Below are 15,612 nucleotides of genomic sequence, written 5' to 3' on the forward strand. Positions count from 1 at the left end.
CCGGGGCTCCGGCTCCGGCGGGGAGACGGGGCCGCGCGGGAGGAGCAGGGCCGCGGCGATCGCCGCGAGGTGCTCCTTGCCGGCGAGGTTCTCCTTCAGGGCGACCTCCAGCACTATCGCGCACACCACCGCACCGACCGTGACGCGCGCGCCGTAGCGCCTGCCCAGGAACACGGCGAGACCGACCACCGCCGCCGACGGGCCGGCGTCGACGACCTGGGCGTCGGAGCGGGGCAGACCCAGCGGGCCGCCGGGGCCGAGCGCGATGCCCACGCGCGCGTACAGCGTGCCGGCGAGCGTGGCGGCGTACGCGACGACGAGCGTCCGCCACCGGCCCAGGCAGATCTCCGCGAGACCGAACACGACCAGGACCTGTGCCAGCGCCCCCCACGCGGGCAGGTCGAGGGCCGGCACGAACAGCGACAGGGGAGTGCGCAGGAGGGCCGTCCACAGCGGGTCCGCGGCGCGCACGGCACCGGCGTCCTGCACCAGTCCGTACCCCCACGACCGGTTCTGCGCGAAGTGCAGCAGCCCCGTCAGGCACACCGCCCCCACGGTCATCGGCACCGCCCGCCCGCGCCGTTCCCGCAGCGGCTCGCGCACGGCGACGTACAGCCGTCCCCATTCGGCGCGGGCCCAGCGGGCGGGAGCCGTCATCCGTGCGTCTCCAGGTGCTTGCGGTGCAGCCACTTCGGCAGGCCCGGCGCCTCCAGGAAGCCCTCCGCGCGTGCCGACGCCAGCGCGATGCGCGGGAGGTCCGCGCTCTTCTCGAAGAGCAGGAACCGCGGCTCCCACACCGGCCGGTACTTGGCGTTGGCGCGGTACAGCGACTCGATCTGCCACCACCGCGAGAAGAAACTGAGCAGCGACCGCCACAGCCGCAGCACCGGTCCCGCGCCGAGCCGCGAGCCGCGCTCGAAGACGGACCGGAACATCGCGAAGTTCAGCGAGAGCTGCGTGACGCCGATGTCCCCGGCGCGGCGCAGCAGCTCGATCACCATGAACTCCATCAGCCCGTTGTCGCTGTCGCGGTCGCGCCGCATGAGATCGAGGGACAGCCCCTTCGGCCCCCACGGCACGAAGGACAGCAGCGCCCGCAGCTCCCCCTGGGCGTCCGCGCACTCGAGCATCACGCACCGCCCGTCCCGCGGGTCCCCCAGCCGCCCCAGCGCCATGCTGAACCCGCGCTCGGTCGCCCCGTCCCGCCAGTCGTCCGCCCGCCCGATCAGGTACGCCATCTCGTCCTCGGGGATGTCCCCGTGCCGCCGGACGCGCACCGTGTACCCGGCGCGCCGGACCCGGTTGAACGCCTGGCGCACGGTCCGCATGGCCCGTCCCTCGAGGGTGAACTCGGCCACCTCGACGACGGCCTCGTCGCCGAGTTCCAGCGCGTCGAGCCCGTGCCGCGCGTACACGGTCCCGGCCTCCTCGCTCGCCCCCATCACCGCCGGGATCCACCCGTGCGCGCGTGCCTCGGCGAGCCACGGCTCGATGGCGCCGGGCCACGCCTCGGGGTCGCCGATCGGGTCGCCCGAGGCCAGCGAGACGCCGCCCACGAGCCGGTAGACGACGGCCGCCTTCTTCGTCGGCGACCACACCACGCTCTTCTCCCGCCGCAGCGCGAAGTACCCGAGCGAGTCCCGCTCACCGTGCCGGTCCAGCAGCGCCCGCAGCCGCGTCTCGTCGTCCTCGGTGAGCGGGTCGACGGCGCGCCGGGAGCGGAACGCGGCGTAGAAGACGGCCAGGACGAGCGCGGTGCTCAGGACGTTGATGGCGACGTTGGCCCAGTTCGGCGCGTCGATGCCGGGGAAGCGCGACTCGTCCACGGCCACCGAGACCAGCCGGAGCGCGCCGTAGTGCCAGCGCTCCGCGAACGTCGAACGCGCCGCGTCCGGATCCTGGTTGGTGACCGTCACCAGCAGCGCGGCGAGCAGCGAGCAGACCAGCGTGCCGAGGACCGCGACGGCGGCGGCGAGCTTCGGGTTGGACCGGTCGCCCTTGGCGTAGAACTCCCGCCGTCCGACGAGCAGCGCGGCGACGAACGCGGCGGTGAGGCCGAGGGAGACCCAGTTCTGGGCGTACCGGCGGACCTCCTCCAGCGACATGGCGAGGACGAACAGGGCGAGGAACGGGCCGGCCAGGGCGAGGTTGAGGATCCACGCGGCCCGCTTGCGCCGCCGCATGGTGATCGCCAGGAAGGCGGTGAACACCCCGGAGGCGAAGCCGGCGGTCAGCAGGTACGGCGTGAAGAGGTTCTCCTGGTTGTGCCGCCGCACGTCCTGCCCCAGGGAGACCCACACCGCACTGAGGAAGTTCACGAACGCTACGGCCCGCAGGTACCAGACGGCGAACGCGGCCGATCGTCGCGGGGCAATTCGGGCATCTCCCATGAGTACGTATCATATGGGCGACACCTCTGCGAATCGTCTCAACCCCGCTCCCCCCGCGCGGCCACCCCCGATCCCACCCCCCGCTGTCACCCGATCTCCCCCACCCCACCCCAAGCCCCGCCGACGCCCCGCCCCCGACCTGCCCGGCTCCGGCCTGGCGTCCCGGCTCCGGTCCGGCGGCCTCGGCGGGCCTCCGGTCCGTCTCCGGCTCTCGGGCGCCCGGGGCCGGCGGTCCCGGTGGCCTGCTCGGTCTCGCGGTCTGCTCGCCCGAAAGGGGCGCGGGGAACTGCGCGACCGGGCACGACGACGCAGCATTCGACCGACGGCACGGCCCGGCACGCCCAGCGCAGCGCTCAGCCCGCCGGAATCCCCGGCGCCGCCCGAAAGGGGCGCGGGGAACTGCGCGACCGGGCACGACGACGCAGCATTCGACCGACGGCACGCGGCGGCACTTCCGGCGCAACGCGGCTCAGCCCGCCGGGAGCCTCGGCGGCCCCCCGCGGGGCCTTCGGCGGGGTCCGGCTGTCGGCGGTCAGAGGGCGGGGACGCCGACGGTCTGGGCCGTGTTGGTGGTGCCGATGGTTGCGGCGGGCCTCGGGCAGGGGACGGTTTCCGTGGGTCTACGGGGTGCCGGTGGCCCCGGCGGCCTCTCCGGATCCGGGGGTGCCGGCGTCCTCGGCGGGGCCGGTGGGCTCCGGGTTCTCGGAGATTTCCGGTTCGGCCTCGCCGGAGGGGGCCGGCTGCTCCGGGAGTTCGGCGGCGAGGGCGGCGGCCGCCTGCACCAGCGGCAGCGCCAGCAGCGCGCCCGCGCCCTCGCCCACGGTCACCCCCTGCGACAGCAGCGGCTCCAGGGCCATCCGGTCCAGCGCCTTGGCCTGCCCCGGCTCCCCGCTGTCGTGCGCCGCCAGCCACCAGTCCGGCGCCCGGAACGCGATCCGCTGCCCCACCAACGCGCAGGCCGCGGCCACCACCCCGTCCAGGATCACCGGCATCTTGCGCACCGCGCTCTGCAGCAGGAACCCGGTCATCGCGGCGAGGTCGGCGCCGCCCACCGCGGCCATCAGCTGCAACTGGTCGCCGAGCACGGGCCGCGCCCGGCGCAGCGCGTCCCGGATCGCCGCGCACTTGCGCATCCACGCCAGGTCGTCGATCGCCAGCCCGCCCCGCCCGGTCACCACGGACGCGTCGGTCCCGCACAGCGCGGCGACCAGCACCCCCGCCGACGTCGTCCCGCCCACGCTCACATCGCCGAGCACCACCACGTCCGTACCGGAGTCGGCCTCCTCGTCGGCCACCGCGATCCCGGCCCGGAAGGCCGCCTCGGCCTCCTCCGGGGTCAGCGCGTCCTCGATGTCGATCCGCCCGCTGCCGCGCCGCACCCGGTGCCGCACGACCTCCTCGGGCAGGCTCTCCGGATCGCAGTCCAGGGCCATGTCCACGACCCGCACCGGCACGCCGAGCCGCCGCGCCAGCACCGACACCGGACGGCCGCCCTCCAGCACGTCGCGCACCAGCCGGGCCGCGCTGCCCGCGGGCCGGGCCGAGACCCCGAGCCCGGCGATGCCGTGGTCGCCGGCGAAGAGGACCACGCGCGGCCGTTCGACCGGCCGCACCGGCACGGTGCCCTGCGCCGCGGAAAGCCACTCACCCAGGTCGTCGAGGCGGCCCAGCGATCCGGGCGGCACGATCTGACGCTCCCGGCGCGCCTCCGCGTCGCGGCGCACCCCGCCATCGGGACGCTCGATCAGATCGGTGAAGTCGTCGAGATTAAGCGAGCTCATTCGCCGAACAGTACCGGCACCGATCGAACAGAGCCGCGCCACACGGTCACCCCGCGCACCCGGCGTCGTTGCCCCCAAGATCGCGATCCCATACTTTCCTTTTTGTCGAGTTTGTCGTATGTCTTGGGGAGCCGCCCGTGAACCGTCTGCGCACCCGCGTCCACGCCCTCGACCGGCGCCGCCGCCACCGCTCCGCGGCCCGCGCGCTCCTGCGGGTGCTGCCCGAACCGGAGAGCTGGCTGGACGTGGGAACGGGCTACGCCGACTTCCCGCACGCCGCCCGGGAGTTCTTCCCCTACACCGCCTTCGACGGCATCGACCCCACCGCCCGTGTCGAGTACGCCCGCCGGGCCGGCCGCGTCGAGGAGGCGTACGCCGGACAGGTGACGGACCCGCACATCACCTCGCTCCTGCGCGCCCGCTACGACGTCGTCACCCTGCTGCGGCACCGCTCGCCCGGCCCGCCGGACGCCGGCGCCGAACTGCGCGCCGCGCTCGCCGTCCTGCGCCCCGGCGGCCACCTCCTCGTGGAGGTGCCGGGGGCGCGGTCGGACGACATCCGCGCGCACCTGGAGGCGCAGGGCTGCACGATCGTCACGCCGGCCGGCCGCTTCCTGGAGTTCCTCGCGCCCGGCCGCCGTGTCATCGCGCGCCGCTGACCACGGCCCCGGGCCACAACCCGGATCCGCACAGCTCCGCCCCGCGAGCGGCCGCACGTCAGCCCCGCAGCACCAGCGCCTGCCCCGCCACCACCAGCACCACCTGCTCGCACTCCGCCGCGAACGCGGTGTTCAGCCGCCCGAGTTCGTCGCGGTAGCGCCGCCCGGACGCCGTCGCCGGCACGATGCCGGAACCGACCTCGTTCGACACCGCGACGACCGTGCGCCGGGTCGCCCGCACCGCGTCCGTCAGTTCCCGCACCCGCTCCCGCAGCGCCCGCTCGCCCTCGTCCGCCCACACCGCGTCGTCCCACGCCCCGACGGAGTCCATCGCGTCCGTCAGCCACAGCGACAGGCAGTCGACCAGCAGCGGCGGCCCGTCCTCGGCCAGCAGCGGCACCAGGTCGCAGGTCTCGGCGGTGCGCCAGGAACCCGGCCGCCGTTCCCGGTGCGCGGCGACCCGGGAGGCCCACTCGGTGTCGCCGGCCCGCGAGCCGCCCGTCGCCGCGTACAGCACGTCGGGAAACGCCTCCAGGCGCCGTTCGGCCTCCACCGACTTGCCGGACCGGGCGCCGCCGAGCACCAGCGTGCGCCGCGGCACGTCGGGCACGTCCTCGTAGGCGCCCACGACGAGCGTCGCCCCGTCCGGCACGGCCCGTGCCCCCGCCGCGGCCAGCCGCCGCCGCAACTCCGCGCCCGGCGGCACGTCGTGGCCGAGATGGACGGCGACCACGTCCGTGGTCGGGCCCACCGCCCCGGCCGCCCGCAGCCCGGCGAGCGCGTCCGGCCGGCCCACGACGTCGGCCAGCACCATGTCGTACCCCGTCGCCCCGCCGGCCGCCGTCCCCGCCGGCGCACCCCCCGGCGGCAGGTACAGCAGACGCTGCCCGTCCGGCCCGCTCACCTCGTACCCGGTGCCCGGCGCGTCCAGCGCGACCGCCCGCACCCGGTGCCCCGTCAGCAGCGCCAGTTCCCGCCCGTCCGGCACCCGCACGGGCTGCGGGAGCCCGGCCGGCACCTCCAGGGGCGGCCCGTCGTGCGGGTGCGACAGCAGCACCTGCCGCACCCCGCCCAGCGACTGCCCGGCCCGCGCGGCCGCGAACACCGCCCCCGGCGTCAGGTCCAGCAGCAGCGTCCCGTCCACCAGCAGCGCGGTCGCCGCCCGCGCGTCGGGGCCGTGGGCGGCGGCGCAGGCGGCGCAGGGACAGTCGGGGCGGGGGAGTCCCGCGGGGGCACCGGTGCCGAGCAGAGTCACTTCCACGCAGCGATTTTCGCCTGTCACCGCCGGCCCCGCGTGACGGCGGCCGGGTGAGGGCGTACGGAAGCGCACGGCCGGGCGTGTACGGTCCATGCGCGGCGGGCGTGTACGGATCGTGCGCGGCGGGCGTGTACGGATCGTGCGCGCCCGCCGCCCGCGGCCCTGTGCCGGTGCGCCCGGTGCAGCGCATAGGCTTCGCAGCGGAAGCCGGACCGTGCTCCGGCTTCCGCTCTGCAGGTGCCCAGACACGGGAGGCGTACATGGTGGCGTGGACGTGGCGGTTCGAGAAGGCCGACGGGGCGGAGGTCCAGCCCGCGGTGCAGCCCGAGGAGTTCACCACGCAGGGGGACGCCGAGTCCTGGATCGGGGAGCACTGGAAGGCCCTCGCCGAGGGCGGGGCGGACCAGGTACGGCTGTTCGAGGACTCGTCGGAGATCTACGGCCCGATGAGCCTGCACGCCGAGGAGGCGTAGGCGCGCACGCGCCCGCCGCGGGAGCACGGGGCGGCCCGCCGGCCGGCGGCCCCCCGCGCCCTGCTCACCACCGGGGCGTCCCGGGCCTCGGCGGGCCCGGCCTCAGTCCCGCACGCCGCACAGGTGCAGCAGCGCCGCGACCGAGCGGTAGGGATCCGTCCGCCCGGCCCGCTCCTCCACCGCCAGCAGTGTCTCCATGTCGGCCGGCGCCGCCCCGGCCCGGTCCGCCGCCGTGTCCGTGAACACGCGCACCCCGTACCAGGCGTGCAGCGGCGCCCCGATCCCCGCGAGGGTCGCCGTCAGGTCCTGGAGCCGGTCGGCCCGCAGGTCGGGCCCAGGGCGGGATGTGGGTTCCCCCGCTCGGTCGGAGTCGAGGGCGGCGGAGCGCGGCGCGGTGTCGAACGCGGCCAGCGCGCCCGCCCAGTCCCCGGACAGCCCCGGCAGCATCGCGGGCGCGTCCCCGTTGCACACCACCAGCGACAGCAGCCCGCCGTGCGCGAGCATCCGCGCCAGCCCGGCCAGCAGCGGGTCGGGCTCCTCGACGTACATGAGCACCCCGTGGCACAGCACCACGTCGAAGCTGCCCGGCAGGAAGTGCACGCCGGTGTCCCGCCCGTCGCCCTGGAGGAGCCGCACCCGCTCCCGGATGCCCTCCGGCTCGGCGGCGAGGGCCTGCCGGGCCGCGGAGATCATCCCGGGGTCCCGTTCGACCCCGGTCACCTGGTGTCCGGCCCGGGCCAGGCGCAGCGCCTGCGCGCCCCGGCCCATGCCGACGTCGAGTACCCGCAGCCGCCGCCCGACCGGGAACCGGGCGATGATCTGCTCGTCGACCTGCCGGGCGACGAGTTCCTGCCGTACCAGGTCGCGCAGACCGTCCGGCTCGCCCGGCGGGGCGTCCGTCGCGCCCCCGGGGAAAGACGTCGTGCTCAGGGCCGCTCTCCGCGCTTGACCTGCGGCTTCGGCAGCCGAAGCCGACGCATCTGCAGGGAGCGCATGAGCGCGTAGGCGACCGCGCCACGGCGGCCCTGGTCGGGGAAGCGCTCGGCGAGCCGCTTCTTGAGCCGGAAGCCGCTGAGGATCGAGTCCAGCACGATCATCACGACCACCACCAGCCACAGCAGCAGCGCGATGCTCTGCAGCGCGCCCACCGGCACCATGCTCAGCACGAGGATGACCACGGCCATCGGCAGGAAGAACTCCGCCACGTTGAAGCGGGAGTCGACCCAGTCGCGCGCGAACTTGCGGACCGGGCCCTTGTCACGGGCCGGCAGGTACCGCTCGTCGCCGCCGGCCAGCGCCTGGCGCTGCCGTTCCAGCGCGGCGCGGCGCTCCTCGCGCTGGCGCCTGGCGGCGTCCTTGCGCGTCATCGACGTATTGGCGACGCTGCGGCGCTGGGACTGGGCCTCACTGCGTTTCGGCGTGGGGCGTCCCTTGGGGGCCTGCGGGTCGCGGGGCTGCTTGGAGCCGGTCACCGGCGCCTTGTCGGCGACCGGGGCCTTCTCTTCCTTGGCACGGCTACGGAACACAAAACCCAAGGGTACGGGGTGCCCGGGGTTGCTCCCCAGCCCGGCGGGGAACGATCCGGCAACGCCGGTCGTCATGTAAAGGACAGAGGGGACACAGACAGGACGTTGTGCGCGCTTCCGCATCCCGGGGGGACACCTACTCCTCACGCCGGAGCGTCGGCGGGCGCAGTCGTCCTCGGGGATGAGCCCATCCGTCCCCGAACAGTGCGTCAATGGATGCAGGGCCCGTACTGTGGGTTCTGTCGCAGAGCTGGAGCTGGAAGTCCGTCAGAAGGGGGCGCGCGAAGCCCATGAGCGGTGTCATGAAGCGTATGGGGATGATCTTCCGCGCGAAGGCGAACAAGGCCCTTGACCGGGCCGAGGACCCGCGCGAGACCCTCGATTACTCCTACCAGAAGCAGCTGGAGCTGCTCCAGAAGGTCCGTCGTGGTGTCGCCGACGTGGCCACCTCGCGCAAGCGGCTGGAACTCCAGCTCAACCAGCTGCAGCAGCAGTCGTCCAAGCTGGAGGACCAGGGCCGCAAGGCGCTCGCGCTGGGCCGTGAGGACCTGGCCCGCGAGGCGCTGTCGCGCAAGGCCGCGCTCCAGCAGCAGGTGACGGACCTGGAGACGCAGCACGCGACGTTGCAGGGCGAGGAGGAGAAGCTCACCCTCGCGGCCCAGCGCCTGCAGGCCAAGGTCGACGCCTTCCGCACCAAGAAGGAGACCATCAAGGCGACCTACACCGCCGCGCAGGCCCAGACCCGCATCGGCGAGGCGTTCTCCGGCATCTCCGAGGAGATGGGCGACGTCGGCCTGGCGATCCAGCGCGCCGAGGACAAGACGGCCCAGCTGCAGGCCCGGGCCGGCGCGATCGACGAACTCCTCGCCTCGGGCGCCCTGGACGACCAGTCCGGCATGCGCAAGGACGACATCCAGGCCGAGCTGGACCGGCTCTCCGGTGGTACGGATGTAGAGCTGGAGCTGCAGCGCATGAAGGCCGAGCTGGCCGGAGGCCCGGCCGACCGCCAGGCCATCGAGGGCGGCACCGGTCAGGCCGGGTCCCAGCAGCAGCCGCAGGACACCCCGCGCTTCGACAAGCAGTAGGGGCCCACGCCGAGGAGGGCGACGTGATCGTACGGATCATGGGGGAGGGGCAGGTGAGGCTGGCCGACAGCCACCTCGCCGAGCTGAACCGCCTGGACGACGAGCTCCTGAGGGAGATGGACAGCGGCGACGGCCCCGGCTTCCGCCGCACCCTCCAGGCCCTGCTGTCCAAGGTCCGCGAACTGGGCGCCCCGCTCCCCGACGACTCCCTGGAGCCGTCGGAGCTGATCCTGCCGTCCCCGGACGCCACGCTGGAGGACGTACGGGAGCTCCTGAGCGACGACGGGCTGATCCCCGGGTGACCCCGGCGGGCCGGCGGCGCCTCCCCGGGACGGCGGACCCCGGGGGCGGGCGGGGCGGCCACGGCCACCGGGCGCTCCGGCGCCGGCCCGGCACCCGTACTGTGCAGGCGTGAGCACCCTCGAACGCGCCAGATGCCGGCTGACCGCGCACCCCCTGGCGCTGGACGCGGCACTGGCGGGCGGGGTCCTGGTCTGCATGGTGGCCGGCTCGTTCGTCGACCCCCGCGGCAGCGACGGCGTCACCTGGGGCGTGCGCACCCCGGACCCGCTCAGCCTCGTGCTGATGGTTCTCGGCGCGCTCGCCCTGGTCTTCCGCCGCCGCGACCCGAGAACGGTCCTCGCCCTCACCGTCACCGTCTCCGTGGTCGAGTGCGTCACCGGCGACCCCCGCGCCCCGGTCGCCATGTCCGCCGTGGTGGCCCTGTACACCGTCGCCTCCACCACCGACCGCCCCACCACCTGGCGGCTGGGCCTGCTCACCATGACGGTCCTCACCGGCACCGCGATGCTCGCCGGCCCCCTGCCCTGGTACGCCCAGGAGAACGTCGCCATCCTCGCCTGGACCGGCATCGGCGCCACCGCCGGCGACGCCGTCCGCAGCCGCCGGGCCGTCGTCCAGGCCATCCGTGAGCGCGCCGAACGGGCCGAGCGCACCCGCGAGGAGGAGGCCCGCCGCCGCGTCGCCGAGGAGCGCCTGCGCATCGCCCGCGACCTGCACGACGTGGTGGCCCACCACATCGCGCTGGTCAACGTCCAGGCCGGGGTCGCCGCGCACGTCATGGACAAGCGGCCCGACCAGGCCAAGGAGGCCCTCGCCCACGTACGGGAGGCCGGCCGCTCCGCGCTCAACGAGCTGCGCGCCACCGTCGGCCTGCTGCGGCAGTCCGGCGACCCGGAGGCCCCCACCGAACCCGCCCCCGGCCTGGCCCACCTCGACGAACTCGTCGACACCTTCCGCAGCGCCGGCCTGTCCGTCGAGGTCGCCCGCGCCGACCAGGGCACCACCCTGCCCGCCGCCGTCGACCTGGCCGCCTACCGGATCGTCCAGGAGGCCCTGACCAATGTGCGCAAGCACGCCGGCGGCACGGCGAAGGCCGAGGTGAGCGTGGTCCGCGTGGGACCGAACATCGAGGTCACCGTCCTCGACGACGGCGCCGGCGAGGACGGCGGACCGGACGGCGACGGCGAGGACGGCGGCCCTGGCGACGGCGGCGAACCGGACGACGGCGGACACGGGCTGCTCGGCATGCGCGAGCGCGTCACCGCCCTGCGCGGCACCCTCACCACCGGTCCCCGCTACGGCGGCGGCTTCCGCGTCCATGCGATCCTGCCGGTCAAGACCCCCCGCCCCCGCACCGCGGAGGACCCCGCATGACCATCCGCGTCCTGCTCGCCGACGACCAGGCCCTGCTGCGCAGCGCCTTCCGCGTCCTCGTCGACTCCGAGCCCGACATGGAGGTCGTCGGCGAGGCGTCCGACGGCGCGGAGGCGGTCCGGCTGGCCAAGGAGGAACGCGCCGACGTCGTCCTCATGGACATCCGCATGCCCGGCACGGACGGCCTCGCGGCCACCCGGACGATCGGCGCCGACCCGTCCCTCTCCCACGTCCGCGTGGTCATCCTGACGACGTTCGAGGTCGACGACTACGTCGTACGGTCGCTGCGCGCGGGCGCCTCCGGCTTCCTCGGCAAGGGCTCCGAGCCCGAGGAACTGCTCAACGCCATCCGGGTCGCGGCGGGCGGCGAGGCCCTGCTCTCCCCGGCCGCCACCAAGGGCCTGATCGCCCGCTTCCTCGCCCAGGGCGGCGCGGGGGACGACGACCGCGACCCGGCCCGCGCCGAACGCCTGGGGGCGCTGACCGTGCGGGAGCGCGAGGTGCTGGTCCAGGTCGCCGGCGGCCACTCCAACGACGAGATCGCCGAACGCCTGGAGGTCAGCCCGCTGACGGTGAAGACGCACGTCAACCGCGCCATGGCCAAGCTCGGCGCCCGTGACCGGGCCCAACTCGTCGTCATCGCCTACGAGTCCGGACTGGTCCGGCCACGGGCCGAGTGAGCCGCCCGCGTGGCGTCCGCCCCCGGAGCGTCCGACGCCAGCGGCGTGCGCGGGCGACCGCCGCTTCCGAGTCGTCCGCCGCTTCCGAGTCGTCCGCCGCCTTCCAACCGCGTGCCGCACCCGGGTCGCGTGCCGCCTCCCAGCCGTCTGCTGCTCCCGAGCGGTCCGCCGCCTCCCAGCCGTCCGCCGTCCTCAGCCGTCCGCCGCGCGCCACCGCGCACTGCGTGGCCGGCCGTCCGGCGGTGCCGGCTGGCGCGCAGGGGAGGTGCGCGGGGGCGCGCCCCGTGCTGCCGTCGCGCGCCCCGGAGCGCGTCGGGCGTGAGTGAACCCGGAGTGCGCCGGGACAGGGCTTGATCAAGTTCCGGAGTCGTGTGGCTGGGACGGGTCGTGACCGGTTGGGGTACATAGCAGAGCAGGCACGGGCTTCGTGATCATTGGGGTGTCGAAGCTCAACGATCACGAGGTGGCCCGTGCCTGCCGCTGTATCTTCCCCCCATCCCGCCGATGCTGATGAAGCTGGGGCCGCTGGATGCCGGTCAAGTCGCTGACCTGCGGCCCTTCCTGGACTTGGTGCCCGACCCGCGGGCAAGGCGGGGCCGCTGGTACTCGCTGACCGCGATCCTCCTCGTCTGCGCCTGCGCGGCCGTGTCCGGAGCGAGGAGCGTGGATGAGATCGCCGAGTGGGCGGCGCGGGCCTCGGACACCGTGTTGACGGCCGTCGGAGTCCGCCGGCATCCGCTCCGGTGGCGCCATGCCCCCTCGCGGACCACGATCGGCCGCGTCCTCGCGGCCGTCGACGGTGACGCCCTGGACCAGGCGGTCGGCGCCTGCCTCACCGCCCGGAACAACGCGGGAACGGCCTCAGGGAAGCGGCAGGTGATCGCCGTCGACGGCAAGTCGCTGAGAGGATCGGCCCGCCTGTCCGCCGGCCGCAGACACCTTCTCTCCGCCGTCACCCACCACCGGGCCATGACCCTCGCCCAGGCCGAGGTCGGAACCAAGACGAACGAGACCGCTCACTTCCGGCCCCTGCTCGAGCCGCTGGACCTGGACGGATCCTTGGTCACATTCGACGCCCTGCACTCGGTCCAGGCGAACGTCACCTGGCTCGTCGAGACGAAGAACGCCCACTACATCGCCGTGATCAAGCGGAATCAGCCGACCGCCTACCGGCAGCTCGCCGCCCTGCCCTGGCCGGACATCGCCGTCCAGCACACCGTTTCCTCTGCCGGACACGGCCGCCGGGAGTCCCGCTCGATCAAGACCTGCGGCATCGCCGACGAACTCGGCGGAATTGCCTTCCCCCACAGCCGCCTCGCCTTCCGCTGTCCGCGTACTCGTCTGAGTGCGCCACCGAGTACGAAGTTGTGTGCACCACCCCTCAAGCGACGTCGGTGTCCCGCTCGATGGCTTGGAGGCGGTTCTTGAGCCGGTAGCTGTTGCCGTTGATCGGGACGACCTCGCAGTGGTGCAGGAGGCGGTCAAGGATCGCGGTGGCCAGGACCTCGTCGCCGAAGACCTGGCCCCACTCACCGAAGGTCTTGTTCGAGGTCAGGGTGATCGAGCCCTTCTCGTAACGCTTGGAGATGACCTGGAAGACCAGATTCGCCTCGGCCCGCTCCAGCGGCTGACAGCCCACCTCGTCGACCACGAGAACAGCGGGGCGAAGGTAGCTGGTGAGCTTGCTCATCAGGCGGCCCTGGTCCTCGGCGGCCTTGAGGTGGCGGACCATGTCGTCGAGGCTGCGTGGCCCCTCTGCGGCCCCGGCACCAGACTGACCTACGGGCTCAACGTCCCAACGAGCTACCGGCATCGGCGGGCAGGCGCCACAGCCATGTTTTCACGCCCGCAAGGCGCACCCGAAGGGAACAGGGGGACTGACCTGCAACGATGGGACTTGTCTAGGGTCCTGTTGGCTGCACGGAAAGAAGCACTCTCCAGGTGAAGAAGCGTATCGGGTCGTACCCGCGTGTCCGCATCGAGGGCGGCGGCCGGACGGTGGTCTCGCAGGCCGGGGGCGTGCTGCTGGTCGAGACCGTCCGCAAGGCCGGCTTGGACACCGCGATATCAGCGGCGCTGACGCCGTGGCGGAAGGCTCGGGCGGTGCACGATCCGGGCAAGGTCCTGCTGGACGTGGCCCTGGCGGTCGCGCTGGGCGGGGACTGCCTCGCGGATGTCGCCATGCTGCGGGCCGAGCCGGCCGTGTTCGGGCCGGTGGCCTCCGACCCGACGGTCTCCCGCCTCATCGACACCCTCGCAGCCTCCGGAAAGAAGGCCCTGCGGGCCATTCGTGCCGCGCGGGCCGAAGTCCGCCAGCATGTCTGGCGGTTGGCCGACCGGAAAGCGCCTGATGCGGGCGGGACGGTGACCGTGGACCTCGACGGGGTGCTGTTGATCGCGCACTCGGACAAGGAGGACGCCGCACCCACGTGGAAGCGAACCTACGGCCACCACCCGCTGATGGGGTGCGTCGACCACGGGCCGGGCGGCACGGGTGAACCGGTCGCGGCCCTGCTCAGAGCAGGCAACGCCGGATCGAACACGGCCGCCGACCACATCACCGCCACCAGCCTGGCGCTGGCCCAGCTGCCGAAGAAGTACCGGCGCGGGCGCCGGACCCTGATCCGCACCGACTCCGCGGGCGGCACCCACGACTTCGTCGCATGGCTCGCCCGACGGGGCCGGTGGCTGTCCTACTCGGTCGGCATGGTGATCACCGAGCAGGTCCACCAGCATGTGCTGAAGGTTCCGGCATCGGCCTGGACGCCGGCTGTCGAAGCGGACGGTGAGATCCGTGACGTCGCCTGGGGTGCCGAGCTCACCGGCGACGTTCTGGACGGCTGGCCCGAGGGCATGCGGCTGATCGTCAGGAAGGAACGGCCGCACCCCGGGGCCCAGTTGCGGCTCACGGATGCGGACGGCATGCGGCTGACCTGTTTTGCCACCAACACCTTGGGCCGGCCGATCGCCGAGCTCGAGCTGCGTCACCGGCTGCGGGCCCGGGCCGAGGACCGCATCCGCGCCGCCCGGGCCACCGGCCTGCGCAACCTGCCCCTGCACCGCACGACCCAGAACCAGATCTGGCTGGAGATCGTGCAGATCGCTCTCGACCTGCTGGCCTGAATGCCGATGCTCGCCCTGACCGGCACGCCCGCCTCTGGGAACCCCGCCGACTACGGCTCCGCCTGTTCACCACGGCCGGACAACTCGTGACCACCGGCCGCCGACGGATCCTCCGCCTGGCCCGGCACTGGCCCTGGACCGGTCACATCACCGCAGCCCTCGACCGGCTCACCCAACTGCCCGACCCTGGCTGACCAGCGGATTCCCCGTCCCTTCGACAGCACCTCAACACCAGGGTCCCGGCAAAGTCGTTCAGTAGCCCTGTGACGTGGGATTTTGCGGGGCGGAAGAGGTGCGCGGGCGTGGTCCGGTCCGGTTGGATGGAGGTTCCTACGCCTTACCGTCCGACCAGGGGATCACGCCCGCGCCATGCCATCGTCCCTCATCCCTGCGCCTGTTCGCACGCCTGCCCCGGATCATGAGCTCCTCGTCCAACTGCTTGCCGGGATACCTGATCCGCGCCGTCGGCGCGGTGTCCGGCACCCGGTGGGTGCTCTGATCGCGGTGGCGGTGTGCGCGGTGGTGGTGTGCGCGGTGGTGGTGTGCGCGGTGGTGGCCGGAGCCCGGGGGTTCACCGCGGTCGGGGAGTGGGCCCGGGACGCGGGACGTGTCGCGCTGGAACGGCTGGGCCTGGAGCGGGGCGGGGTGGACGAATCAACGCTGCGGCGCCTGTTCGCCCGCCTCGACGCGGACCGTCTCGATGCGGTGCTGGGAGTCTGGGCCCTGACCAGGACCGCACGTGTCGCGGGCCGCAGGGTGATCGCCATCGACGGCAAGACGGTCCGGGGCGCACGCGGCGGCGGCTCCACGGCCCCGCACTTGGTCGCCGCCCTCGCGCACGGGTCCGGGGCGGTACTCGGCCAGGTCGCGGTGAGCGAGAAGAGCAACGAGATCCCCGCCGCCCGGGAACTGCTTCAACTCCTCGGCCTGGACGGCGTCGTCGTCACGATGGACGCACTG

The 15,612-nt window shown here is 73.9% G+C and carries 13 protein-coding genes and 3 pseudogenes; 9 read left to right on the plus strand and 7 right to left on the minus strand.

From position 1 onward, the window contains the following. Positions 1-39: 39 nt before the first annotated feature. The 3 genes and pseudogenes from ACH4ZX_RS09710 to cobT all read right to left on the minus strand — a co-directional run. Positions 40-657, minus strand: a pseudogene (locus ACH4ZX_RS09710) (hypothetical protein); the annotation flags it as partial. Continuing rightward, complete coding sequence (locus ACH4ZX_RS09715; protein WP_398270146.1) at positions 654-2,390, minus strand: phosphatidylglycerol lysyltransferase domain-containing protein; 1,737 nt, start codon at positions 2,388-2,390, stop codon at positions 654-656. The pseudogene ACH4ZX_RS09710 and the gene ACH4ZX_RS09715, both read right to left, overlap by 4 nt. A gap of 620 nt (positions 2,391-3,010) precedes the next feature. Continuing rightward, the gene (gene cobT, locus ACH4ZX_RS09720; RefSeq protein WP_398270149.1) at positions 3,011-4,171 is read right to left on the minus strand and encodes a nicotinate-nucleotide--dimethylbenzimidazole phosphoribosyltransferase; all 1,161 of its coding nucleotides are present in this window, start codon (positions 4,169-4,171) and stop codon (positions 3,011-3,013) included. 137 nt (positions 4,172-4,308) lie between these two features. Here cobT and ACH4ZX_RS09725 point away from each other — a divergent pair, with 137 nt between their 5' ends. Beyond that, positions 4,309-4,830 (plus strand): methyltransferase domain-containing protein, encoded by a 522-nt coding sequence (locus tag ACH4ZX_RS09725; RefSeq protein ID WP_398270152.1) that lies wholly within the window; start codon positions 4,309-4,311, stop codon positions 4,828-4,830. A gap of 58 nt (positions 4,831-4,888) precedes the next feature. Here the strand turns inward: ACH4ZX_RS09725 and ACH4ZX_RS09730 are convergent, their stop codons facing one another. Next, on the minus strand, positions 4,889-6,091 hold the full coding sequence (locus ACH4ZX_RS09730; protein WP_398270155.1) for a bifunctional adenosylcobinamide kinase/adenosylcobinamide-phosphate guanylyltransferase: 1,203 nt from the start codon (positions 6,089-6,091) through the stop codon (positions 4,889-4,891). Positions 6,092-6,348: 257 nt separating this feature from the next. Between ACH4ZX_RS09730 and ACH4ZX_RS09735 the strand changes: the two genes are divergently transcribed. Beyond that, entirely contained in the window at positions 6,349-6,561 is a 213-nt protein-coding gene (locus ACH4ZX_RS09735; protein WP_351895948.1) for a hypothetical protein, read from the plus strand. 102 nt (positions 6,562-6,663) lie between these two features. On the opposite strand, the gene ACH4ZX_RS09740 is transcribed toward ACH4ZX_RS09735, so the two are convergent. Both ACH4ZX_RS09740 and ACH4ZX_RS09745 read right to left on the minus strand, forming a co-directional pair. Beyond that, positions 6,664-7,431, minus strand: a complete 768-nt coding sequence (locus tag ACH4ZX_RS09740) for a class I SAM-dependent methyltransferase (protein WP_398270211.1) — start codon at positions 7,429-7,431, stop codon at positions 6,664-6,666. A 56-nt stretch (positions 7,432-7,487) separates the two neighbouring features. Continuing rightward, positions 7,488-8,162 carry a DUF3043 domain-containing protein gene (locus ACH4ZX_RS09745; protein WP_398270159.1) on the minus strand — a complete coding sequence of 225 codons (675 nt, stop codon included), beginning with the start codon at positions 8,160-8,162 and terminating at the stop codon, positions 7,488-7,490. Positions 8,163-8,389: 227 nt separating this feature from the next. Between ACH4ZX_RS09745 and ACH4ZX_RS09750 the strand changes: the two genes are divergently transcribed. From ACH4ZX_RS09750 to ACH4ZX_RS09770, 5 genes are all read left to right on the plus strand, one after another. Beyond that, entirely contained in the window at positions 8,390-9,172 is a 783-nt protein-coding gene (locus ACH4ZX_RS09750; RefSeq protein WP_324783804.1) for a PspA/IM30 family protein, read from the plus strand. Positions 9,173-9,195: 23 nt separating this feature from the next. Next, positions 9,196-9,474 carry a hypothetical protein gene (locus ACH4ZX_RS09755; protein WP_398270162.1) on the plus strand — a complete coding sequence of 93 codons (279 nt, stop codon included), beginning with the start codon at positions 9,196-9,198 and terminating at the stop codon, positions 9,472-9,474. Positions 9,475-9,583: 109 nt separating this feature from the next. After that, positions 9,584-10,849, plus strand: a complete 1,266-nt coding sequence (locus ACH4ZX_RS09760) for a sensor histidine kinase (RefSeq protein WP_398270165.1) — start codon at positions 9,584-9,586, stop codon at positions 10,847-10,849. Next, positions 10,846-11,529, plus strand: a complete 684-nt coding sequence (locus ACH4ZX_RS09765; RefSeq protein ID WP_398270168.1) for a response regulator — start codon at positions 10,846-10,848, stop codon at positions 11,527-11,529. Before ACH4ZX_RS09760 ends, ACH4ZX_RS09765 begins: the two co-directional genes overlap by 4 nt. A 504-nt stretch (positions 11,530-12,033) precedes the next feature. Next, positions 12,034-12,957, plus strand: coding sequence for an ISAs1 family transposase (locus ACH4ZX_RS09770; protein ID WP_398270171.1), 924 nt, complete (start codon positions 12,034-12,036; stop codon positions 12,955-12,957). On the opposite strand, the pseudogene ACH4ZX_RS09775 reads toward ACH4ZX_RS09770, so the two are convergent. Continuing rightward, positions 12,911-13,273, minus strand: a pseudogene (locus tag ACH4ZX_RS09775) (ATP-binding protein); the annotation flags it as partial. The gene ACH4ZX_RS09770 and the pseudogene ACH4ZX_RS09775 overlap by 47 nt on opposite strands. A 197-nt stretch (positions 13,274-13,470) precedes the next feature. Here ACH4ZX_RS09775 and ACH4ZX_RS09780 point away from each other — a divergent pair. Both ACH4ZX_RS09780 and ACH4ZX_RS09785 read left to right on the plus strand, forming a co-directional pair. Beyond that, a pseudogene (locus ACH4ZX_RS09780) lies at positions 13,471-14,846 on the plus strand (IS1380 family transposase). Positions 14,847-15,138: 292 nt separating this feature from the next. Next, a partial coding sequence (locus tag ACH4ZX_RS09785) for an ISAs1 family transposase (protein WP_398270174.1) occupies positions 15,139-15,612 on the plus strand: 474 nt, incomplete at its 3' end.

This window comes from Streptomyces sp. NPDC020490 (genome assembly GCF_044335305.1).
Lineage (GTDB): Bacteria > Actinomycetota > Actinomycetes > Streptomycetales > Streptomycetaceae > Streptomyces.